23 protein-coding genes are annotated in these 19,410 nt (G+C 64.8%); 10 read left to right on the top strand and 13 right to left on the bottom strand.

All coding sequences use genetic code 11. The features are described from left to right. Positions 1 to 17: 17 nt before the first annotated feature. Positions 18 to 278, bottom strand: coding sequence for a hypothetical protein (locus tag ACJJVR_RS15110; protein WP_405405778.1), 261 nt, complete (start codon positions 276 to 278; stop codon positions 18 to 20). 201 nt (positions 279 to 479) lie between these two features. Between ACJJVR_RS15110 and ACJJVR_RS15105 the strand changes: the two genes are divergently transcribed. Further along, positions 480 to 1,412, top strand: a complete 933-nt coding sequence (locus tag ACJJVR_RS15105) for a class I fructose-bisphosphate aldolase (RefSeq protein WP_405405777.1) — start codon at positions 480 to 482, stop codon at positions 1,410 to 1,412. Positions 1,413 to 1,493: 81 nt separating this feature from the next. Here ACJJVR_RS15105 and ACJJVR_RS15100 read toward each other — a convergent pair whose 3' ends face one another. From ACJJVR_RS15100 to scpA, 4 genes are all read right to left on the bottom strand, one after another. Continuing rightward, positions 1,494 to 2,783: a homoserine dehydrogenase gene (locus tag ACJJVR_RS15100; protein WP_405405774.1), complete on the bottom strand. Its 1,290-nt coding sequence runs from the start codon at positions 2,781 to 2,783 to the stop codon at positions 1,494 to 1,496. A gap of 107 nt (positions 2,784 to 2,890) precedes the next feature. Further along, on the bottom strand, positions 2,891 to 3,424 hold the full coding sequence (locus tag ACJJVR_RS15095; protein ID WP_405405773.1) for a hypothetical protein: 534 nt from the start codon (positions 3,422 to 3,424) through the stop codon (positions 2,891 to 2,893). Next, positions 3,421 to 4,245: a glycosyl transferase gene (locus ACJJVR_RS15090; protein ID WP_405405771.1), complete on the bottom strand. Its 825-nt coding sequence runs from the start codon at positions 4,243 to 4,245 to the stop codon at positions 3,421 to 3,423. The genes ACJJVR_RS15095 and ACJJVR_RS15090 overlap by 4 nt, the downstream gene beginning before the upstream one ends. A 127-nt stretch (positions 4,246 to 4,372) precedes the next feature. Further along, entirely contained in the window at positions 4,373 to 6,505 is a 2,133-nt protein-coding gene (gene scpA / locus ACJJVR_RS15085; protein ID WP_405405768.1) for a methylmalonyl-CoA mutase, read from the bottom strand. 57 nt (positions 6,506 to 6,562) lie between these two features. Between scpA and ACJJVR_RS15080 the strand changes: the two genes are divergently transcribed. Next, positions 6,563 to 7,162: a DUF4174 domain-containing protein gene (locus ACJJVR_RS15080; RefSeq protein WP_405405766.1), complete on the top strand. Its 600-nt coding sequence runs from the start codon at positions 6,563 to 6,565 to the stop codon at positions 7,160 to 7,162. Between the two features lie 93 nt (positions 7,163 to 7,255). After that, entirely contained in the window at positions 7,256 to 7,453 is a 198-nt protein-coding gene (locus tag ACJJVR_RS15075) for a hypothetical protein (protein WP_405405765.1), read from the top strand. Here the strand turns inward: ACJJVR_RS15075 and ACJJVR_RS15070 are convergent. Next, entirely contained in the window at positions 7,419 to 8,096 is a 678-nt protein-coding gene (locus tag ACJJVR_RS15070) for a hypothetical protein (protein ID WP_405405764.1), read from the bottom strand. The genes ACJJVR_RS15075 and ACJJVR_RS15070 overlap by 35 nt on opposite strands. A 47-nt stretch (positions 8,097 to 8,143) precedes the next feature. On the opposite strand from ACJJVR_RS15070, the gene ACJJVR_RS15065 reads away from it, so the two are divergent. Continuing rightward, entirely contained in the window at positions 8,144 to 8,530 is a 387-nt protein-coding gene (locus ACJJVR_RS15065; protein WP_405405762.1) for a DUF4174 domain-containing protein, read from the top strand. A gap of 10 nt (positions 8,531 to 8,540) precedes the next feature. Here the strand turns inward: ACJJVR_RS15065 and ACJJVR_RS15060 are convergent, their stop codons facing one another. The 7 genes from ACJJVR_RS15060 to ACJJVR_RS15030 form a co-directional block, all read right to left on the bottom strand. Beyond that, positions 8,541 to 8,909: a hypothetical protein gene (locus tag ACJJVR_RS15060; RefSeq protein ID WP_405405760.1), complete on the bottom strand. Its 369-nt coding sequence runs from the start codon at positions 8,907 to 8,909 to the stop codon at positions 8,541 to 8,543. Next, on the bottom strand, positions 8,906 to 10,951 hold the full coding sequence (locus tag ACJJVR_RS15055) for a biotin carboxylase N-terminal domain-containing protein (protein WP_405405759.1): 2,046 nt from the start codon (positions 10,949 to 10,951) through the stop codon (positions 8,906 to 8,908). The genes ACJJVR_RS15060 and ACJJVR_RS15055 overlap by 4 nt, the downstream gene beginning before the upstream one ends. A gap of 98 nt (positions 10,952 to 11,049) precedes the next feature. After that, positions 11,050 to 11,262: a YMGG-like glycine zipper-containing protein gene (locus tag ACJJVR_RS15050; protein WP_103173704.1), complete on the bottom strand. Its 213-nt coding sequence runs from the start codon at positions 11,260 to 11,262 to the stop codon at positions 11,050 to 11,052. 75 nt (positions 11,263 to 11,337) lie between these two features. Continuing rightward, positions 11,338 to 11,580, bottom strand: coding sequence for a hypothetical protein (locus ACJJVR_RS15045; protein ID WP_405405756.1), 243 nt, complete (start codon positions 11,578 to 11,580; stop codon positions 11,338 to 11,340). Between the two features lie 127 nt (positions 11,581 to 11,707). Continuing rightward, complete coding sequence (locus tag ACJJVR_RS15040) at positions 11,708 to 12,121, bottom strand: hypothetical protein (protein ID WP_405405754.1); 414 nt, start codon at positions 12,119 to 12,121, stop codon at positions 11,708 to 11,710. Positions 12,122 to 12,208: 87 nt separating this feature from the next. Beyond that, complete coding sequence (locus tag ACJJVR_RS15035; RefSeq protein ID WP_405405753.1) at positions 12,209 to 12,367, bottom strand: hypothetical protein; 159 nt, start codon at positions 12,365 to 12,367, stop codon at positions 12,209 to 12,211. Between the two features lie 205 nt (positions 12,368 to 12,572). Further along, positions 12,573 to 14,105: an acyl-CoA carboxylase subunit beta gene (locus ACJJVR_RS15030; protein WP_405405752.1), complete on the bottom strand. Its 1,533-nt coding sequence runs from the start codon at positions 14,103 to 14,105 to the stop codon at positions 12,573 to 12,575. A 170-nt stretch (positions 14,106 to 14,275) separates the two neighbouring features. On the opposite strand from ACJJVR_RS15030, the gene alr reads away from it, so the two are divergent. The 6 genes from alr to ACJJVR_RS15000 all read left to right on the top strand — a co-directional run bounded on the left by alr (position 14,276) and on the right by ACJJVR_RS15000 (position 19,394). Continuing rightward, positions 14,276 to 15,292 carry an alanine racemase gene (gene alr, locus ACJJVR_RS15025; protein WP_405405750.1) on the top strand — a complete coding sequence of 339 codons (1,017 nt, stop codon included), beginning with the start codon at positions 14,276 to 14,278 and terminating at the stop codon, positions 15,290 to 15,292. Next, the gene (locus ACJJVR_RS15020) at positions 15,289 to 16,047 is read left to right on the top strand and encodes an MlaE family ABC transporter permease (protein WP_405405749.1); all 759 of its coding nucleotides are present in this window, start codon (positions 15,289 to 15,291) and stop codon (positions 16,045 to 16,047) included. The genes alr and ACJJVR_RS15020 overlap by 4 nt, the downstream gene beginning before the upstream one ends. After that, positions 16,044 to 16,766: an ABC transporter ATP-binding protein gene (locus ACJJVR_RS15015; protein ID WP_405405748.1), complete on the top strand. Its 723-nt coding sequence runs from the start codon at positions 16,044 to 16,046 to the stop codon at positions 16,764 to 16,766. Before ACJJVR_RS15020 ends, ACJJVR_RS15015 begins: the two co-directional genes overlap by 4 nt. 135 nt (positions 16,767 to 16,901) lie before the next feature. After that, the gene (locus tag ACJJVR_RS15010; RefSeq protein WP_405405746.1) at positions 16,902 to 17,978 is read left to right on the top strand and encodes a PhoH family protein; all 1,077 of its coding nucleotides are present in this window, start codon (positions 16,902 to 16,904) and stop codon (positions 17,976 to 17,978) included. Then, positions 17,971 to 18,468, top strand: coding sequence for an rRNA maturation RNase YbeY (gene ybeY / locus ACJJVR_RS15005; RefSeq protein ID WP_405405744.1), 498 nt, complete (start codon positions 17,971 to 17,973; stop codon positions 18,466 to 18,468). The genes ACJJVR_RS15010 and ybeY overlap by 8 nt, the downstream gene beginning before the upstream one ends. After that, positions 18,465 to 19,394: a hemolysin family protein gene (locus tag ACJJVR_RS15000; protein ID WP_405405742.1), complete on the top strand. Its 930-nt coding sequence runs from the start codon at positions 18,465 to 18,467 to the stop codon at positions 19,392 to 19,394. The genes ybeY and ACJJVR_RS15000 overlap by 4 nt, the downstream gene beginning before the upstream one ends. The last annotated feature ends 16 nt before the right edge of the window (positions 19,395 to 19,410 follow it).

Raw genomic sequence — 19,410 nt, 5'->3', positions numbered from 1 at the left:
GCCGGTTGCGGCGCGCCTCACTCGCCGGCCTGACCGGCCTTGGCGCCCGATTCATAGTCGGACAGCATTTTCAGCCACAGCGAATACGCCATCGGCGGGGTGACACGCTCTGCCGATTGCACGGTGGACGTGGGCAGTAGTTCCGTCTGGCTGGCGCCCGCCGTGATGGGTTGCATCCAGACGGTCCGCTCATCGGCGCCGATCCGGGTTTCCAAGGCGCTGGAGCCGATACCGAAAATCGGCAGCTGATAATGCGCCAGGGTCGTGGTCATGAACATGTCATCCTCCTGTCGGGATGGGGTCCCTTCAGGCATGATGCTGACAATTCGTCTGAAAATCGATTCATCTATGATTAAGGTTTTACGGACCGCCCTGCGGCAGTCCGGCGGAAAACCGCATCCACCTGAATTTGTTAGCGTAACCAGCATTGCCGCAGGTCTTGTGCATGCTATCCAGCGCCAAATCGATAGGAGAGACCGATGCAGATGACCGATACGGTGCGCCGCATTCTAGCCAATTACGAAGGCGAGACGCCGGGCGTCAAGGCTCAGCTGGCCCGAATGATGATGACCGGCAAGCTGGCCGGGACGGGCAAGATGATCATCCTGCCCGTCGATCAGGGCTTCGAACATGGGCCTGCGCGGTCCTTTGCGCCGAACCCCGGCGGCTATGACCCGCATTACCATTATCAGTTGGCCATCGATGCGGGCCTGAACGCCTATGCCGCACCCCTGGGCATGATCGAGGCCGGAGCGGACACGTTTGCGGGCCAGATACCGACAATCCTGAAGGTGAACAGCGCCAACAGCCTGATGTCGGACACGGCGGGCAAGAACCAGGCGATCACCGCATCGGTCGACGATGCGCTGCGGCTTGGCTGCGCGGCGATCGGGTTCACGATCTATCCGGGGTCGGACATGGCGCTGGACATGTTCGAGGAGATCGTGGCCATGCGCAAGGAGGCCGCGGCCAAGGGCGTCGCGACCGTCATCTGGTCCTATCCGCGCGGCGAGGCGATCACCAAAGACGGAGAGACGGCGATCGACGTGGCCGCCTATGCCGCTCAGATCGCGGCGCTGATCGGTGCGCATATCATCAAGATCAAGCTGTCCACCGATCACCTGATGCTGCCTGAGGCCAAGAAAGTCTATGAGGACAAGGCCATCGACGTGTCCACACGGGCAAAGCGTGTCGAGCATTGCATGCAGGCCAGCTTTGGCGGTCGCCGCATCGTGGTGTTCTCGGGCGGGGCGGCCAAGGGGACCGATGCGGTCTATGACGACGCGCGCGCGATCCGCGATGGCGGTGGCAACGGGTCGATCATCGGTCGCAACAGCTTTCAGCGGTCGCGCGAGGACGCGCTGGCGATGCTGGGCAAGCTGGTCGACATCTATCTGGGCAAGGATGCCTGACCAAACGGAGGCGCCCCCGAAATGGGGGCGCGGCACGATCAGCGCCTTGCGGCGCAGGACGGGGGCCGGTGGCCCCCTTTTTCAGACTTCTTCGATGCGCAGTTCGACCGGGTCGCTGACCAGCACGCCGGTGCGGGGCAGAGCCTCGATCGCGTAGTCGATCGCCTCGGGGGTCGTTTTGTGCGTCACCACGAGAACAGGCACGCTGGCGGGGCTGTGCTGGCCATACTGGCGCATGCGGTCGATCGAGATGCCGGCATCACCCAGCACGGTCGCGACCTTGGCCAGGGCGCCGGGTTTGTCCTGCAGCTCCAGCCTTATGTAATAGGCGGCGGGAACGGCCGTGCGTGCGGGTTGGGCCACGGTCAGCGTCTGGGCGGGTTGCCCAAAGACCGGCATGCGGACGCCACGGGCGATTTCCACGATGTCGGACATGACTGCGCTGGCGGTCGGGCCTTCGCCCGCGCCCGCGCCGCGCAGGACGATCTGGCCGACGCTGTCGCCTTCGATCACCACCATGTTCGTGCCCCCGACCAGTTGCCCCAGAGGGCTATCGGCGGGGACCAGGCAGGGCGACATCCGTTGCTCCAGCCCACGGGCGGTCATCTGGGCGACCCCCAGCAGCTTGATGCGATAGCCCATGTCGCGGGCGCGGTGGATGTCGTCGATGCTGACGCGTTCGATCCCTTCGATTTCGACCGCGTCGAAGTTGACCTGCGTGCCGAAGGCGATCGATGACAGGATCGCTAGCTTGTGTCCCGCATCAATCCCGCCAACGTCCAAAACGGGGTCGGCCTCAAGATAGCCCAGTTGGCGTGCCTCTTCGAAGACGGCGTCATAGGGCAGGCCCGCGCTTTCCATGCGTGTCAGGATATAGTTGCAGGTGCCATTCATGACGCCCATCACGCGGGTGATGCGGTTTCCGGCCAGCGATTCCGTCATTGACTTGATCACCGGGATGCCGCCTGCGACGGCGGCCTCGAACCGGATCACGCGGCCCAGGCTTTCGGCCAGTTGTGCAAGGTGCTGGCCGTGCATGGCCAACAGCGCCTTGTTCGCGGTCACCACGTCCTTGCCGGACCGCAATGCGGCCTCGATGCTGTCGCGGGCGATACCCGTGTCGCCGCCGACCAGCTCGATGAACACGTCGACGTCATCGGCGGTGGCAACCGCCATCGGGTCGGCTTCCCACCGATAGGCGGACAGGTCGGCGTCACGGTTCTTCATGCGATCACGCGCGCTGACGGCGGTGATGGCCACCGAACGGCCAGACCGCATTGCCAGCAGGTCGGCGTGTTTCTGTACGATCTTGACGACACCGATCCCGACGGTGCCGAGCCCGGCGATGCCGAGGCGAAGGGGGGACGACATGGGTGCCTCTCATCCTTGATTTCGCGGGTGTTAGCCTGCCATGGCGCATGTTGCAACGCGCGATGCGGTCGTCGCATGGTCCTGTGGCATGCATGCCGATGGGCGGGTCAGGCGTCGGTGCCCGCCCATTCGCCGTCAATCCCGGTCTGTCGCATCACGCCCACCACCTGTCGCGCCGCAGCCAACGTGCGGTCGCGGATCTGCAATACGTCATCGGCCGACATGTCGTGAGGGTGGCGTTGGCCGCGTGTGTTGATGAATGTCGGGTGCCACAACCCCGGCTGTGCCCCCGGTCGCCACGATGCGTGGCAAAGCAGGTTGCGCAATCGCCGCAGGTCGGGAAGCGTCTTGGGCAGGGGTCCGACATCGGCCCCGTCGCCCCCAACCGCATCACCACGACGGGCGGCTGCCAGAAAGCTGTCGATCAGCGTACCCAGACTGTCGTCGGCGATCTCCTCCATCCGGCGCAGCCAGGCGTGCAGGGCATCGTCCTGGGCATCGTGCCCCAGCCCCTTGCGCGTCAGCGAAAATATCGCGCGTTTCAGCGCCTCTTCCAGAAAGCCGAAGGCCGCGACGGCATGGCCAAGGGCTGTCGCCATCTCATCGGGCAGCCGGTCGGGTGCGCGGGGCAGGGGCATCATTCACGCCACAGCCGCGCCACCCACGGGGTCGGCCGGACATAATGGCGCAGGTGCTTGAGAAACCCCTCGCGCCGCGGACCGGTAAAGGCGGTTCGCAGGTGATCCAGGGGGGCGCGGGCCTGGTCAGCCTCGTCCCACCGGCCCAAAATCGCATCGGGTGGGTTCAGGCTGCCGGGGAACATCACGATCCGTGTCCCCCGCGGTATCTTCGGGTCGCGCAGATAGTTCAGCGGAAAGGTCGGCACACAGTGGAACCGGAAATGCGCCAGCCATCCGCGCGGCCAGAACTTGACCCCGCCGGGTGCGTTCCGGGTGACAAAACGTTGTTCGTATTTATACGTGTCCGCCGCAGCCTGCGGATCGGCGGCAAAGATCTTTTGGAGCGGAGCAAGGTTGCCGACGCGCATCCGATAGACCGAAGTCTGGCCCATCTTCTCGAACGGCGTGTTCGGGTTCAGGCCCAGAATCGTGTCGTCGGGGTCGCCGTGCTCAAAGAACGCATCCAGGTTACCGGTGACGATCACGTCCAAATCCAGAAACAGCACTACCCCTGTGACATCGCCCAGATCGCCCCACAGTCGTGACTTGGGCCATTTGCCGCGCGTGTTCACAGGGGCGGCGTAGGTGAAATCGGGCAGGGGCCGCACCGCGATGTCGGGATGCAGGCCGGTCCCATCGTCGGTAAAGCAGAACAGCCGAAAGGGCGGCGTGATGTTGCGGGCGACCATCGCATGCAGGCGGTTGACGTATTCGGGGCCGAACTTGGCGCCCCATTTGATGCAGATGATCTGCTTCACCGATCCGTTGCGCCCGTCGTCCATGTCTCACCCAATTGCTTTGCGTGCAGCGTTTCACAGCACGCGCGATGTGGCAAGCAGGCCTCGTGGCGCCACACAGGCCACCGGGGGGTGCGGGGGGCTGGCCCCCCGCCGTCGCGGGACGCAAATTTCAGGCGCGCGCCTCGCGGATCAGCTTCAGGATATCTGCGGCCGCGGACGGGATGTTCGTGCCGGGACCAAAGATCGCCTTGACGCCCGCGCGGCGCAGAAATTTATAGTCCTGCTGCGGAATTACCCCGCCGCAGATCACCAGGATGTCGCCCGCGCCCGCGTCCTGCAAGGCCGCGATCAGCTTGGGTGCCAAGGTTTTGTGGCCCGCCGCCTGGCTGCTGATGCCGATCACGTGGACGTCGTTGTCGATGGCGTCCTGGGCGGCCTCTTCGGGCGTCTGGAACAGCGGCCCCACATCCACGTCGAAACCGATATCGGCAAAGGCAGTGGCGATCACCTTGGCGCCGCGGTCGTGCCCGTCCTGACCCATCTTGACGACCAGCATGCGTGGTCTGCGGCCTTCCTCCTCGGCGAACGCCTCGACGTCGCGCTGGATCTGCGCAAACCCCTCATCGCCCTCATAGGCCGCGCCATAGACGCCGGCCAGGGTGCGGACCTCGGCCCGGTGACGTCCGAATTCCTGCTCCATTGCCATGCTGATCTCTCCGACGGTGGCGCGGGCGCGGGCGGCCTCGACAGCAGCCTCCAGCAGATTGCCGCCCTCGCGTGCGCGGCGGGTGACCTCGGTCAGGGCGGCGGTGCAGGCGGCCTCGTCGCGGGTGGCGCGGATGCGGGTCAGCCGGTCGATCTGGCTCAGCCGGACGGCGACGTTGTCGATGTCCAGGATGTCGATCGGATCCTCGGTCTCCTTGCGGTACTTGTTGACGCCGACGATCACGTCCTGCCCGCGGTCGATCAGGGCCTGCCGACGGGCCGCCGTCTCCTCGATGCGCAGCTTGGGCATGCCGCTGGCGACGGCCTTGGTCATGCCGCCCATCTCCTCGACCTCCTGGATCAGCGCCCAGGCCTTGTCGGCCAGTTCCGCCGTCAGGCTTTCGATATAGTACGACCCTGCGAGCGGATCGACGACATGGGTAATGCCCGTCTCCTCCTGCAGGATCAGCTGGGTGTTGCGCGCAATGCGGGCGCTGAAATCAGTGGGCAGGGCGATCGCCTCGTCCAGCGCGTTGGTGTGCAGTGACTGGGTGCCGCCAAGCGCTGCCGACATCGCCTCGTATGCGGTGCGGATGACGTTGTTATAGGGATCCTGTTCCTGCAACGACACGCCCGATGTCTGGCAATGCGTGCGCAGCATCAGGCTGCCCTGCTTCTTGGGTTCGAACTCTGACATGATGCGGTGCCACAGCAGGCGGGCCGCCCGCAGCTTGGCGATCTCCATGAAGAAATTCATGCCGATGGCAAAAAAGAACGACAGCCGCCCCGCGAATGCGTCCACGTCCATTCCCGCGGCGATCGCCGCACGCACATATTCGCGCCCATCAGCCAGCGTATAGGCCAGCTCCTGCACCAGGTTCGCCCCGGCCTCCTGCATGTGATAGCCCGAGATCGAGATCGAGTTGAACTTCGGCATCTCTGCCGACGTGTATTCGATGATGTCCGCGATGATGCGCATGCTGGGTTCGGGCGGATAGATGTACGTGTTGCGGACCATGAACTCCTTCAGGATGTCGTTCTGGATGGTCCCCGACAGCACGGCGCGCGAATGGCCCTGCTCTTCGCCGGTGACGATGAAATTCGCCAGGATCGGGATGACCGCACCGTTCATGGTCATCGACACCGAAACCTTGTCCAGCGGGATGCCGTCGAACAGGATCTTCATGTCCTCGACAGAATCGATGGCGACTCCGGCTTTGCCCACATCCCCCTCGACCCGCGGATGGTCGCTGTCATAGCCGCGATGGGTCGCCAGGTCGAAGGCCACCGAAACGCCCTGCTGCCCCGCAGCCAATGCGCGACGGTAAAAGGCGTTCGATTCCTCGGCCGTCGAAAATCCCGCATATTGCCGGATGGTCCAGGGGCGGCCCGCATACATCGTGGCCCGCGGCCCGCGGGTAAAGGGGGCGATGCCCGGCAGGCCGTCCAGGTGAGCCATGCCGTCCAGATCGTCGCGGGTATAGACCGGCTTGACCGCGATCCCCTCCAGCGTGTTCCAGGTCAGACTGTCGGGATCGCGCCCCTTCAGTTCGCTCTGTGCCAGCGTACGCCAGTCCTGCAGCGTGGGTTTTGTCATGATCCATCCTTTCCTGCCGACGGTCCTGCCCTATATTCAAGACATGACGAGGTGCCGATGAAGTTGAAATTTATGATATTCGTGATGGCGCTGGCCGCGATGGGGCCTGCACGCGATGCACCGCCGCCCGATGGTGCCACAGTCGAGGCCCCGGGAGACGGGGTTGACACAGGTCCATCCACCGCCCGGGCACGCGACATGGTGCCGCAGCGCAATCCGGCCCGGCTGCCGCCCGTGGCGCAGCGCGTCGAACCGGACCCGTTGCCGGATGCCTCTCCGTTGGATGAGGGCGCGCCGCAGGTGCTGGACGCGGACACGGTCGAACCGGACCAGTTCCTGTGGACCGCACGGCCAGTGGTGGTCTTTTCCGACACGCCGGATGATCCGGCTTTTGTTGACCAGGTGGATCTGTTGCGCCGGAACGGACGCGCTCTGGTGGCCCGCGATGCGGTGATCATCGTCGACAGCGATCCGGCGGCGAACAGCATCTGGCGACAGCAGTTGCGCCCGCAGGGGTTTTCGCTGGTGCTGATCGACAAGGATGGGCAGGTCAAGATCCGCCGCCCCGCCCCATGGGATGCCCGCGAGATCGGGCGCGCCATCGACCGCCTCCCGCTGCGCCGCCAGGAAATCGGTCGGGGCAGCCTGATGCGATAGGGTGCCGTGCCACGAAACTTGTGGATTTGCGGCACGTTCCCTATATCATGGCAGGTATCCGGTCGTATGGCCGGACCAGCAGGAGGGTTGATCATGGCCAATTCGCGTTCCGACCGCAGCCTGTCGAACCCGCGCGCGCCAAAGGCGTCAGTTCGCCCTGATGCATCCGTGCTGCGGACCGACGCCAAACCAAAGCCCAAGCCGACCGCCGTCAGCCGTGCCAACGAGATCGTGCGTGCCATCGGGTTGCGCCCCATCACTGGCCTCTCGGGTCCGAAGATCGGCTACTGACGTCAGTCGACGACAGCCTTTCACGCATCTGAGCCAGTTCTTGCGGCAGGCCTGCCATGCTCTGCGCAGCGGCCTGCGCTTCGTCTTCGTCAAGCATCGCCTCGACCGCGTCGGCACCGCCGCGCAAACACTCTGTCAGCACGCGCATCGCTTGCAGACCGGTGTCGCGGGTTTCCTCCATCAGTTCCAGATAATCGGCCATCATCTGTGACGCCCGCTTGCCGTCGCTGCGCGAGATCTGCCGCAGGTCGGTGGCCAGCGCCCCCATGATCGACAGCAGCCGATAATATAACACGATCGGGTCGATGACCGGCGCGGGCAGAATGTGAATGTCGGCGATCACGGCCGCAAAGATGCGGTCGTTGGCCTGCTGCGGCAGGGTCGGCACAAAGTCGCCCGATTCGATGCGGGCGACCAACAGGATGGCGTCCTGAGGGGACGGCACCTGCTGTTCCAGGGCGAAGACATGGGCCCTGATCTCTGCCAGCAAGGCGCGCTGAAGGTCGGTCTCGCGCGCGCGGCGCAGCATCGCATCGCGTCGGCGTGTCTGCGAGGCAACAACGATCCAGCCGATGGCAACGAACAGACCGGTGATGACCGCCTGTTGCAGTTGTGGGCTGATCCATTGATCAAGCGGTGCCATGGGAACCCGTTCCGCGCCACAAGCGTCCTGTTCTGAAAGGAGCACCCATGCATCGACTTTGTCTGTTCACCGTTCTTGCCCTGTGGCCCACGATGGCGCCCGCCGATTCAGGCCGCGGCCCCACGCCCGTACAGACCGATACGCTGGATGCCCTGCGCTGGCAGGCGCGTCCGGTCGTTGTCCTGGGCCCCGATGCGCAGGTCGCCCGACAGGTCGCGGACCTGCAGTCGCATGCGCAACAACTGACCGACCGCGAGGTGGTGATCCTAACCGATGGGCCGGGGGCGGATGCGTTGCGCGACGGTGCTGGGTTCCAGGTTCTGCTGATCGGCAAGGATGGCGGCATCAAGATGCGGTCTGATACGCCTGTCACGGCCGAGCACATTCTGTCGCTGATCGACAGCATGCCGATGCGCCAGGGCGAGACCCGATAGCCGCATCGCGTCATGTGTCCGACCTCCGTCCAGCGAAGACAGCCGTCAGGCCTGCCAGTACATGCCCTGCGGCTGCCCCTCCAAGGGCGATCTGCCATGACGCATACCCACCCAGCAACGCGATCAGTCCGGCCCCCCAGATGGTCGCGGACACCGGCAGCGAGGCCGCCCAGAATCGCCACCCGCGCCAACGCCCGGTCGCTGTTCCAAAGACCAACTGAAACACCGCCAGACCGACAACCGGCGGCAGCAGATAGGCCAGCGGGATCTGTGTCCCCATGAGCGGCACCGTCCGCGCAGCGACCGCCCCGATGATGCCCGCAGCGCCCGCAAGCCCAAGGCCGGCGGACAGCAGAAACGCGGGCAGGGTCGAAATCATTCGAACTCCATGATCACATCGTCCACCTTGAGGCTCTCGCCCGGTGCGGCGGCGATGGATTTGACGATGCCCCGGCGTTCGGCGCGCAGGATGTTCTCCATCTTCATGGCCTCGACGGTGGCAAGGGCCTGACCCTCCTGCACTTCGTCGCCCTGTGCAACGTTGATCGTCACGATCAGGCCGGGCATCGGGCACAGCAGGAATTTGGACGTGTCGGGCGGCAGCTTTTCCGGCATCAGGCGCGCCAGTTCAGCCGCACGTGGGCTGCGGACATGCACGCGCAAATCGGCACCGCGTGCGCGCAGGCGCAGACCTGCGGCGATCTTGTCGACCTTGAGGACCAGCGGGCGACCATCGACCTCCAGCCGCGCCAGCGACTGGCCCGGGCGCCAGTCTCCCTCGACCCGGATGGTACGGCCCGCGATGGCGACATCGGCGCCATGGGCATCAGCGGTGATGCGCACGGACCAGTCCTGCTTGTCCGCGAACACAACCCAATCGTCGCCAATATGGCGTTCGTGGTTGTTCAGCCGCCCGCTGATGCGGGTGCGCCGGATTTCGGCGACGCGGTGCATGGCGGCGGCGGCGGCGGCGATGCGGTGCATGTCATCGTCGGGCAGGGTCGCGCCCTGAAAACCATCGGGATATTCCTCGGCGATGAAGGCCGTGGTGATGTCGCCCGACACGAATTTCGGGTGGTCCATCACGGCCGACAAAAAGGGAAGGTTGTGCCCGATCCCTTCGACCTCGAACGCATCCAGCGCGGTGCGCATCGCCTCGATCGCCTCGGGTCGCGTGGGTGCCCATGTGCACAGCTTGGCAATCATCGGGTCATAGAACATGCTGATCTCGCCTCCCTCATGGACACCGGTGTCGTTGCGCACCGCCGCCACACCGGTGGGCGCACCATGGGCCAGCCATTTCCCCCCCGACAGCATCGGTCCCGCAGCAACCTCGACCGGGGGGCGATAGCGGGTCAGTCGCCCGATGGAGGGCAGGAACCCGCGATAGGGGTCCTCGGCATACAGCCGGCTTTCCATCGCCCAACCGGTTATCTTCAGGTCGGGCTGGGCAAACGGCAGCTGCTCTCCGGCAGCGACGCGGATCATCTGTTCGACCAGATCAACGCCGGTGATCAATTCAGTCACCGGATGTTCCACCTGAAGGCGGGTGTTCATTTCCAGGAAATAAAAGTTGCGCGAACCGTCCACGATGAACTCGACCGTGCCCGCGCTGGTATAGCCCACGGCCTTGGCCAGCGCCACGGCCTGCTGTCCCATCGCGGCGCGGGTGGCCGCGTCAAGAAAGGGCGACGGGGCCTCCTCGATGACCTTCTGGTTGCGACGCTGAATCGAACATTCGCGTTCGTGCAGATAGACGGCGTTGCCGTGCTGGTCGGCTAGCACCTGGATCTCGATGTGGCGGGGCTGGGTCACGAACTTTTCGATGAAAATCCGGTCGTCGCCAAAACTGTTGGCCGCCTCGTTTTTGGACGACTGGAACCCCTCGCGCGCCTCGGCATCGGTCCAGGCGATGCGCATCCCCTTGCCGCCGCCGCCGGCGCTGGCCTTGATCATCACCGGATAGCCGATCTGCGCACTGATGGCCGCGGCCTCGTCCGCGTCCGCGATCAGGCCCATGTGACCGGGCACGGTGCTGACACCCGCCGCCTGCGCCAGCTTTTTCGATGTGATCTTGTCGCCCATCTGCTCTATGGCGCCCGACGGCGGGCCGATGAACACGACGCTCTCAGCCTCCAGGGCCTCGGCAAATTTCTTGTTCTCGGACAGGAAACCGTATCCGGGGTGGACGGCCTCGGCGCCAGTCTGTCGGATTGCGTCCATGATCCTGTCGATCACGATATAGGACTGATTGGCGGGGGCCGGGCCGATATGAACGGCCTCGTCCGCCATACGCACGTGCAGCGCGTTGCGATCGGCATCCGAATAGACGGCCACGGTTGCGATGCCCATCCTGCGGGCGGTCTTGATGACGCGGCAGGCGATTTCGCCCCGGTTGGCGATCAGGATCTTCTTGAACATGGGCTCCCCCCAGGACGGAACATGAAAAAGCCGCCCGAAGCGCGAGGCTTCGGACGGCTTTGCAGACAGTCGGCGCGACGGGCGCGCCGATCAGAAAATCACTCGCACAGGCGGACGTCGTTGCACAGCGCGCCGGCTGCGCCGCCGATGGCTGCGCCCTTGACGACGTTTTCGCCGCTGACGCTGGCGATCGTTGCGCCGACGCCTGCGCCGATGAGCGCGCGGTCAGTGTCGGTCGGGTTGATACCCTGTGTGCAACCGGCGATGGCGGTGGTGCCGACCAGAGCGGCGATGGCAAGGAATTTGGACATTGTGATAATCCCGTGGTTTGAGTGACAACCGCGCGGTGCGCGGATTGCCGATAGGGTGAAGGGTCGCCGCAGCGATCAGTAGCGACGCTGGCAGACACCGGCGTCGTCGCACAGCGCGCCGCCGACGGCACCGATCGCGGCACCGGTCGCCAGGTCTTCGTCCAGGGCTTTCGCGATGACGGCACCGGCAACGGCACCGCCCGCAGCGCGCTGAGCGTCCGGAGAGATGCCGCCGCCCTGATAGCCGGGTGCACATGCCGAGAGGCCAGCTGCAACCAGGGCCAGACCGGCAAAGCGGAGCGAGAAGATGTTCTGCATGATAGGAAACCTGTCGTGATGGGCCCGTCGGGGGCCGATTGGAGGTGGTGAGGGGTTATCGCATAGCTGATGCCCGCGTCAAACTGACATGCGTGTGACTTCAAGGGGTTCAGCGTCAAGTCGCGCATCAGTCGTCGTCGGCCTCGTCGTCATCCCAACCGTCCTCGTCGTCCCAGTCAAAGGCATCCGGGGCATCCTTGACGAACAGTTCGGGGAACGAAGCCTCTGCCTCGGCCATGTCGACCTGCAGCAGCTGGTCGTAATCGGCGGGGTCGAATTCGCCGACCGGCTTGACCTCCCGGCCGATCAGCCAGGACAGACGGCCGGCATCCAGATTGCCGCGGGGAAACGGCTCGTCCCCGAAATTGGCGATCAGTGCAGACAGGAAACCCGCATCGGCACGCTTGTCGGCGGGCCTGCGGTCCTTGAACCGTTCGCGGCGCGTGATGGGCGTGGCGCCCTTCTTGCGATTCTCGCGTCGGATGACGAATTGGAAATCGGTGCCGGGCAGACGCCCGGGAAAACCGCGATGCTTCAGCATGGCAGGGCCCCTGTGCTGGGGCGCGTGGGCCGGATCGCTGCGCACGGGCAGGCTGGCCGCCCGCGCGCGATTGTCGGACGTGTCGTCTTAGCCGAATTTGCTGTTATAGACAGGCTCGGTCGTGACGGGGTTGACCATGGGCGCGGCCGGCGCGGTGGGGACATAGACGTCGGCGGCAGGCTGCTGGCGCTGGCACGCGGCGAATGCGGAAACCAGCACGAGGCCGAGGATGATCTTTTTCGACATGAAAGCATGCTCCTGTAGGGCGGGCGGGGTTGCGCCCGGCTGCTCGGGTTGTGGTCGGCTTGTTGATCTGCCGGCCTGCGCGGAATGATAGACAAGGCGGGTGCGATCAGACAGTGACGCGCGGACGTGGACGCCAAAGCACCGTCCCCCTGTGGCCCGGCTGCATCATTCACGACCTTGTGCACCATGCGTTCCCCCATGTTCGTCACAGCGGAATGTTGTCGTGCTTTTTCCACGGGTTCGACAGCCGCTTGCCGCGCAGGCTGGCGAATGCCCGCGCCACCCTGCGCCGTGTCGAGCGTGGCTGGATCACCTCGTCGATAAAGCCCTTTTCGGCCGCCACGAACGGGTTGGCAAAGCGGTCCTCATAGTCCTTTGTGCGCGCCGCGATCTTGTCGGCGTCGCCCAGCTCGCTGCGATACAAAATTTCGACTGCGCCCTTTGCGCCCATGACCGCGATTTCCGCGGTGGGCCAGGCATAGTTGAAATCACCCCGCAGATGCTTGGACGCCATGACGTCATAGGCCCCGCCATAGGCCTTGCGCGTGATCACCGTCACCTTGGGCACCGTCGCCTCGCCATAGGCGAACAGCAGCTTTGCGCCATGCTTGATCACGCCGCCGTACTCTTGTCCGGTGCCGGGCAGAAATCCGGGGACGTCGACCAGTGTCAGGATCGGAATCTCGAACGCATCACAGAACCTGACGAACCGGGCGGCCTTGCGGCTGCTGTCGATGTCCAGGCACCCGGCCAGCACCATCGGCTGGTTTGCCACCACCCCGACCGTCTGCCCCTCTATGCGGACAAAGCCGATGATGATGTTGCCTGCGAAATCCTTTTGTATCTCATAGAAATCACCCTCGTCCGCGACCTTGGCGATCAGCTCCTTCATGTCATAGGGCTGGTTCGGGTTGTCGGGGATCAGCGTGTCCAGGCTGGGTTCGATCCGCGCCGGGTCGTCGAAAAACGGGCGCGTGGGCGCCTTTTCGCGATTGTTCAGCGGCAGGAAATCGAACAGACGGCGAATCTCCGACAATGCCTCGACATCGTCCTGAAACGCACCGTCGGCGACCGATGATTTCCGTGTATGCGTCGACGCACCGCCCAATTGTTCGGCGGTGACCACCTCGTTCGTCACCGTCTTGACCACATCTGGCCCGGTCACGAACATGTAGGACGTGTCGCGCACCATGAAGATGAAGTCGGTCATCGCAGGCGAATAGACCGCACCGCCTGCACAGGGCCCCATGATCACGCTGATCTGCGGCACCACCCCCGATGCCAGCACGTTGCGCTGAAACACGTCGGCGTATCCCGCAAGGCTGGCCACACCTTCCTGAATGCGCGCACCGCCCGAATCGTTCAGCCCGATCACCGGCGCGCCGTTTTGCATCGCCATGTCCATAATCTTGCATATTTTTTGCGCGTGCGTTTCCGACAGGGATCCGCCAAACACCGTGAAATCCTGTGAAAAGACATAGACCATGCGACCGTTGATCGTGCCCCATCCGGTCACGACACCGTCGCCTGCCGGGCGGTCGTCCTGCATGCCGAAATCGGTGCTGCGATGGGCGACGAACATGTCGAACTCCTCAAAGCTGTCCTCGTCCAGCAACAGGTCGATGCGTTCACGTGCCGTCAGCTTGCCGCGGGCGTGCTGGGCATCGATGCGCCGCTGTCCGCCGCCAAGCCGCGCCTGCTGCCGACGTTCTTCCAGCTGCTGCAGAATGTCCTTCATCGCGCCCTCCTGATCCTGCATCCAATTCTAGACTGCGAGGCGGATGCGGCAAAGACAATTCGGGGAAATTTGCAAAATATCACCGGACATAGAAGTGCGAATTGCATATGTGCAAACACGCGACGCGGCAGCCTCTTGACGCGGGCCGGGCAGGGGGGCAAGCCACGTCTATGGGATTGCAGATCGACATCGCGGCCATCGTGGCCAATCACGCGGCGCTGGCCGCAATGGCGCCCGGTGCGCGTGCCGCCGCCGTGGTCAAGGCCGACGCCTATGGGCTGGGCGCAGACCGTGTCGTCCCGGCCCTGTACGCGGCCGGGGTGCGCGACTTTTTCGTGGCCCTGGCGCATGAAGGGCGAGCGATCCGCCCCCTGCTGCCGCAGGACGCGCGCATCAACGTGCTGTCCGGACATATGGAGGGTGCGGACCTGACAGGCCTGACCCCGGTCCTGAACAGCCCCGCGCAGTTTTTTCGCGACCGCGCCATGCGGCCGGGCCAGTCTTTCGCGATCCAGCTGGACACGGGCATGAACCGCCTTGGCATGGAAGCCGCCGAATGGGCGGCCATCCGGACCGAGGCGTTGTCTGCTGGTCCGGCCTTCATCATGTCGCATCTGGCCTGCGCGGATGAACCGGACCACCCGGCCAATGCCGCACAGCTGGCCGCGTTCCGCGCGATGACCGATGGCTGCAGTGTTCCGCGGTCGCTGGCCGCGACAGGGGGCATCCTGCTGGGTCCGGACTATCATTTCGACATCGTGCGTCCCGGCGTCGGCCTGTACGGTGGCCTGCCCTTTGCGCAGGCGCGGGGCGTCGTCACCCTGTCGCTGCGCGTGATCCAGACCCGCGATGTCCGCCGCGGAGAGATGGTGGGTTACGGCGCCAGCTGGCACGCGCCGCGCGATCGCCGCATCGCCACGGTCGATGCGGGCTATGCCGACGGCATCCTGCGGTCGCTGTCAGGCAAGGGTGCGCAGCTGTTTGCGGGCGATGCGGCCTGCCCGGTCGTGGGTCGCGTGTCGATGGACCTGATCACCGTGGACGTGACCGATCTGGATGCGGTGCCGGACCGGCTGGACCTGATCTGCGCGCATCAGCCCATCGACCGACTGGCCGACATCGCGGGCACAATCGGCTACGAAGTCCTGACTTCGCTTGGGCTCCGATACCAGCGGACCTATCTGTGACACCCATCCGGGCGATCGGCCGACCCGCCCTGCGCGCAACCCGGGCCATCGGAGCGGTGGCGCTGTTCACGGCGCGCGGCCTGTCGGGGTTCGGCCCGGCCCGTGCGATCCTGCGCCAGATGATACAGATCGGCTGGCTGTCCCTGCCGGTGGTGGGGCTGACCGCGCTGTTCACCGGCGCCGCGCTGGCGCTGCAGATCCATTCCGGGGGCGAGCGGTTTCAGGCGGGTGACGTGGTTCCCGCCATCGTGGCCATCGGCATGGTGCGCGAACTGGGCCCGGTTCTGGGTGGCCTAATGGTCGCGGCCCGCGTCGCCAGCAGCATCGCCGCCGAAATCGGGACCATGCGCGTCACCGAACAGATCGACGCGCTGGTGACACTGTCCACCGACCCGGTGCGCTGGCTGGTCACGCCGCGCCTGTGGGCCGCAATCCTGTGCATGCCGGTGCTGGTGGCCACCGGCGACGTCATCGGCATCATGGGCGGGTGGCTGGTGGGCACGACCTCGCTTGGGTTCAATTCAACCAGCTATATCGCGAACAGCTGGGCCTATCTGGAGCCCTGGGATGTCACGTCGGGGCTGATCAAGGGTGCGGTCTTCGGGCTGGTTGTGGCCCTGTCGGGCTGCTGGTTCGGGATGCGGTCGGGACGCGGCGCGGCGGGCGTCGGACGTGCTACGACCAATGCGGTCGTTGCCGCCGCCGTCGGCATCCTGGCCGCGAATTTCGCGCTGACAGGGCTGTTCTTCGAATGATCGCAACGCGGGGTCTGACCAAGTCATTTGGGTCCAAACGGGTTCTTGACGGCGTCGATCTGTCCGTCGCTGCAGGAGAGAGTCTGTGCGTGATTGGCCAGTCCGGCACCGGCAAGTCGGTCCTGCTGAAATGCATCCTGGGGCTGGAACGCCCCGACGCGGGCCACGTGCTGTGGGACGGTCGGCCGCTGGACCGTGCGCGTTTCATGGCGCGGTTCGGAATGCTGTTTCAGGGTGCGGCGCTGTTCGACAGTCTTTCGGTCTGGCAGAACGTGGCGTTCCGGCTGCGCCAGCGCATGGATGATCGCCGCGCCCGCGCCATCGCGTTGGACAAACTGGCGCGCGTCGGGCTGGCATCCGACATCGCGGACCTGATGCCTGCGCAACTGTCGGGCGGCATGGCCAAGCGCGTGGGCCTGGCGCGCGCCATCGCGGATGACCCGGCGGTGATCTTTTTCGACGAACCGACCACGGGGCTTGACCCGATCCGCGCCCGCGCCATCGACGCGCTGATCCGCGGCATCGTGACCGAAACCGGGGCCACCGCCATCACCATCACCCACGACATGGCCAGTTGCCGGATCATTGGCGACCGGGTTGCGTTGCTGGCGGACGGCCGGATCGCGCATGACGGTCCGGTAGCAGATATGGATCGCGCCCCCGTTCTGGCCGGTTTTCTGGGCATACGGACCGACGGGATCGGCAATCATGCAAATTAACGATGCAACTTTTGCGCAAGCGTGCCGGTTCTGCCATAAAGAGGGGCAGTTCTGTCCAAGCTGCAACGAAGATCAACTTGTGCGAATCCGACCGGTTTGCGACCATCAACCGACCAGATTGACCAGGAGAGACATTTGGGCCTGACCCCGACGCCACCCGTCACTGCGGCTTCTGCCGAAACCTTGCTGGAATTTCCGGACAATCGGTTGCTGATCGACCTGTGCGGTCCCAACGATCGTCACCTGGCCCGGATAGAGGAGGCTCTTGGCGTCCATATTCTGCGTCGCGGCAACCAGATCGCGGTCGTCGGCGGCCCCGAGGCCCAGTCAGAGGCCGCAAATCTGCTGCACGGCCTTTATGCGCGGCTGGAGCAGCATCGCCCCGTCGGCCCCGACGAGGTAGAGGCCGCCCTGCGCATGGGCGTCGAGCCTGCTGCAGACGTCACCCCGGCCGAGCAGCTGGAGATGTTCGCGCAGGGTAATTACGAACTGCGCACCCGCAAGAAATCGGTCGAGCCGCGCACGGACGCGCAAAAGGCCTATGTCCGGTCGTTGTTCCAGAACGAGCTGGCTTTTGGCATCGGGCCTGCGGGTACGGGCAAGACCTATCTGGCGGTGGCGGTCGGCGTGACCATGTTGATAGGCGGCCATGTCGACAAGATCATCCTGTCGCGCCCTGCCGTCGAGGCCGGGGAACGGTTGGGTTTCCTGCCTGGCGACATGAAGGAAAAGGTCGATCCCTACATGCAGCCGTTGTATGATGCGCTGAATGATTTCCTGCCCGGCAAGCAGATGCAGAAGCTGATGGAGGAGAAGCGGATCGAGATCGCGCCGCTGGCCTTCATGCGCGGTCGGACCCTGTCCCGGGCTTTTGTCGTGTTGGACGAAGCGCAGAACGCCACCAGTATGCAGATGAAGATGTTCCTGACCCGCCTTGGCGAGGGGTCGCGGATGGTCATCACCGGCGACCGAACCCAGATCGACCTGCCGCGCGGAACCGTGTCGGGGTTGATGGATGCCGAACGCATCCTCAAGGACGTCAAGGGCGTCAGCTTCAGCTATTTCACCGCCGACGACGTCGTACGCCACCCGCTTGTCGCGCGCATCATCAAGGCGTATGAGGTCGAGGACAACGCCGCCCTTGCCCGCGGTGAAACAGAGGAGCCGCGCGGCCAGTACGTTCCCCGCCGCGCATTCAGAAACGATGCCTGACGAGATTTCCGTCGATTGCGTCATCGAGGATGACCGATGGCAGGCCGCCGGTCTTGAGGACCTGGCGGCCGTTGCCGTCACCGCCGCACTGAACCATCACCGCTTGGGCGGGGAGGTGGTTGTCATGGGCTGCGACGACACCCGCATTTCCGCACTGAACGCCGATTTCCGGGGCAAGCCACGGGCGACGAACGTGTTGTCCTGGCCCTCGGTCGAACATCTGCCGCACGATCCGGGCACCGCGCCCGAAATGCCGGACGACGATGAGCTGGGCGACATCGCCATCGCGTTCGAAACCTGCACCGCCGAGGCGGAGGCTCAGGGCAAGCCATTCGATCATCATGTCCAGCATCTGCTGGTCCATGCGACCCTGCATCTGCTTGGGTACGATCACCTGAACGACCCCGACGCCGAGCTGATGGAGGCGACAGAGCGCGCGATCCTGACGCAGCTTGGCATTCCAGACCCCTACCAGGAGAAAGACCGATGAATTCCGAAAGCCGATTATCCGAGCCCGCTCCTCAGCCGGCCATCCACGAGGTCGCGGCAATCGCTGTCGACGGTGGCGCCACCGAGGAGAAGGAGGCCGGAAATGGCAAAGGATTTTTTGGCCGCGTGCTGTCGGCCCTGACTGGGTCAGAGGCCGCGACCGACGAGGATCATGCGGACAGACATGTGGTGGGCACACCGGGCCTGGTCAACCTGCGCCGCATGCGGGTTGACGACGTCGCCATCCCCAAGGTCGAGATCGTGGCCGCGCCCGGGAACCTGTCGCTGGAGGATCTGGTCGAGATGTTCCGCGAGCACGGGTTTTCGCGAATGCCGGTCTTTCGCGGCACGCTGGACAGCCCGCTCGGCCTGATCCACCTCAAGGACCTTGCGCTGAAGCACGGGTTTGGTGCCGGGGGCAAGTTCACCATGCGCCCGATGCTGCGCCCGCTGCTGTACGTTCCGCCCTCGATGCCGATCGGGGTGCTGTTGCAGCAGATGCAGACCAAGCGCATTCACATGGCGCTGGTCATCGACGAATATGGCGGCGTCGACGGATTGGTCACGATCGAGGACCTGATCGAGCAGGTCATTGGAGAGATCGAGGACGAGCATGACGAGGTCGAAGGCGGCCTGTGGGTTCATGAAAAGACCGGCCAATGGCTGATCCAGGCGCGTGCCGCACTGGACGATGTCGAGGCGGAAACCGGGTTGCGTCTGATCGGTGACGAGGACGAAGACATCGACACGCTTGGGGGGCTGATCTTCATGCTGGCGGGACGTGTGCCGCTGCGTGGCGAGGTTATCGCCCACCCGTCGGGAGCCGAGTTCGAGGTCGTTGACGCCGACCCGCGGCGGCTGAAGCGGATCCGCCTGCGGATGCCCAGCATCAGCACCCCATCGGACCGCAAAAGCGGACAGGATTGACAGCACGCCAGTGCCG

The sequence above is a fragment of the Paracoccus sp. Ld10 genome, from assembly GCF_045064235.1.
Lineage (GTDB): Bacteria > Pseudomonadota > Alphaproteobacteria > Rhodobacterales > Rhodobacteraceae > Paracoccus.
This window is presented reverse-complemented; position numbering and strand designations above follow the sequence as displayed.

Bases quoted from the DNA above. Each gene is read 5' to 3' on its own strand.
- ACJJVR_RS15030 (WP_405405752.1), bottom strand. From the start codon at position 14,105: ATGAAGGACATTCTGCAGCAGCTGGAAGAACGTCGGCAGCAGGCGCGG.
- ACJJVR_RS15040 (WP_405405754.1), bottom strand. From the start codon at position 12,121: ATGCTGAAGCATCGCGGTTTTCCCGGGCGTCTGCCCGGCACCGATTTC.
- ACJJVR_RS15015 (WP_405405748.1), top strand. From the start codon at position 16,044: ATGATCGCAACGCGGGGTCTGACCAAGTCATTTGGGTCCAAACGGGTT.
- ACJJVR_RS15090 (WP_405405771.1), bottom strand. From the start codon at position 4,245: ATGGACGACGGGCGCAACGGATCGGTGAAGCAGATCATCTGCATCAAA.
- ACJJVR_RS15100 (WP_405405774.1), bottom strand. From the start codon at position 2,783: ATGTCGTCCCCCCTTCGCCTCGGCATCGCCGGGCTCGGCACCGTCGGG.
- ACJJVR_RS15035 (WP_405405753.1), bottom strand. From the start codon at position 12,367: ATGTCGAAAAAGATCATCCTCGGCCTCGTGCTGGTTTCCGCATTCGCC.
- ACJJVR_RS15110 (WP_405405778.1), bottom strand. From the start codon at position 278: ATGTTCATGACCACGACCCTGGCGCATTATCAGCTGCCGATTTTCGGT.
- ACJJVR_RS15105 (WP_405405777.1), top strand. From the start codon at position 480: ATGCAGATGACCGATACGGTGCGCCGCATTCTAGCCAATTACGAAGGC.
- ACJJVR_RS15055 (WP_405405759.1), bottom strand. From the start codon at position 10,951: ATGTTCAAGAAGATCCTGATCGCCAACCGGGGCGAAATCGCCTGCCGC.
- scpA (WP_405405768.1), bottom strand. From the start codon at position 6,505: ATGACAAAACCCACGCTGCAGGACTGGCGTACGCTGGCACAGAGCGAA.
- ACJJVR_RS15000 (WP_405405742.1), top strand. From the start codon at position 18,465: ATGAATTCCGAAAGCCGATTATCCGAGCCCGCTCCTCAGCCGGCCATC.
- ACJJVR_RS15070 (WP_405405764.1), bottom strand. From the start codon at position 8,096: ATGGCACCGCTTGATCAATGGATCAGCCCACAACTGCAACAGGCGGTC.
- ACJJVR_RS15060 (WP_405405760.1), bottom strand. From the start codon at position 8,909: ATGATTTCGACCCTGCCCGCGTTTCTGCTGTCCGCCGGCCTTGGGCTT.
- ACJJVR_RS15075 (WP_405405765.1), top strand. From the start codon at position 7,256: ATGGCCAATTCGCGTTCCGACCGCAGCCTGTCGAACCCGCGCGCGCCA.
- ACJJVR_RS15050 (WP_103173704.1), bottom strand. From the start codon at position 11,262: ATGTCCAAATTCCTTGCCATCGCCGCTCTGGTCGGCACCACCGCCATC.
- ACJJVR_RS15080 (WP_405405766.1), top strand. From the start codon at position 6,563: ATGAAGTTGAAATTTATGATATTCGTGATGGCGCTGGCCGCGATGGGG.
- ACJJVR_RS15095 (WP_405405773.1), bottom strand. From the start codon at position 3,424: ATGATGCCCCTGCCCCGCGCACCCGACCGGCTGCCCGATGAGATGGCG.
- ybeY (WP_405405744.1), top strand. From the start codon at position 17,971: ATGCCTGACGAGATTTCCGTCGATTGCGTCATCGAGGATGACCGATGG.
- ACJJVR_RS15065 (WP_405405762.1), top strand. From the start codon at position 8,144: ATGCATCGACTTTGTCTGTTCACCGTTCTTGCCCTGTGGCCCACGATG.
- ACJJVR_RS15045 (WP_405405756.1), bottom strand. From the start codon at position 11,580: ATGCAGAACATCTTCTCGCTCCGCTTTGCCGGTCTGGCCCTGGTTGCA.
- alr (WP_405405750.1), top strand. From the start codon at position 14,276: ATGGGATTGCAGATCGACATCGCGGCCATCGTGGCCAATCACGCGGCG.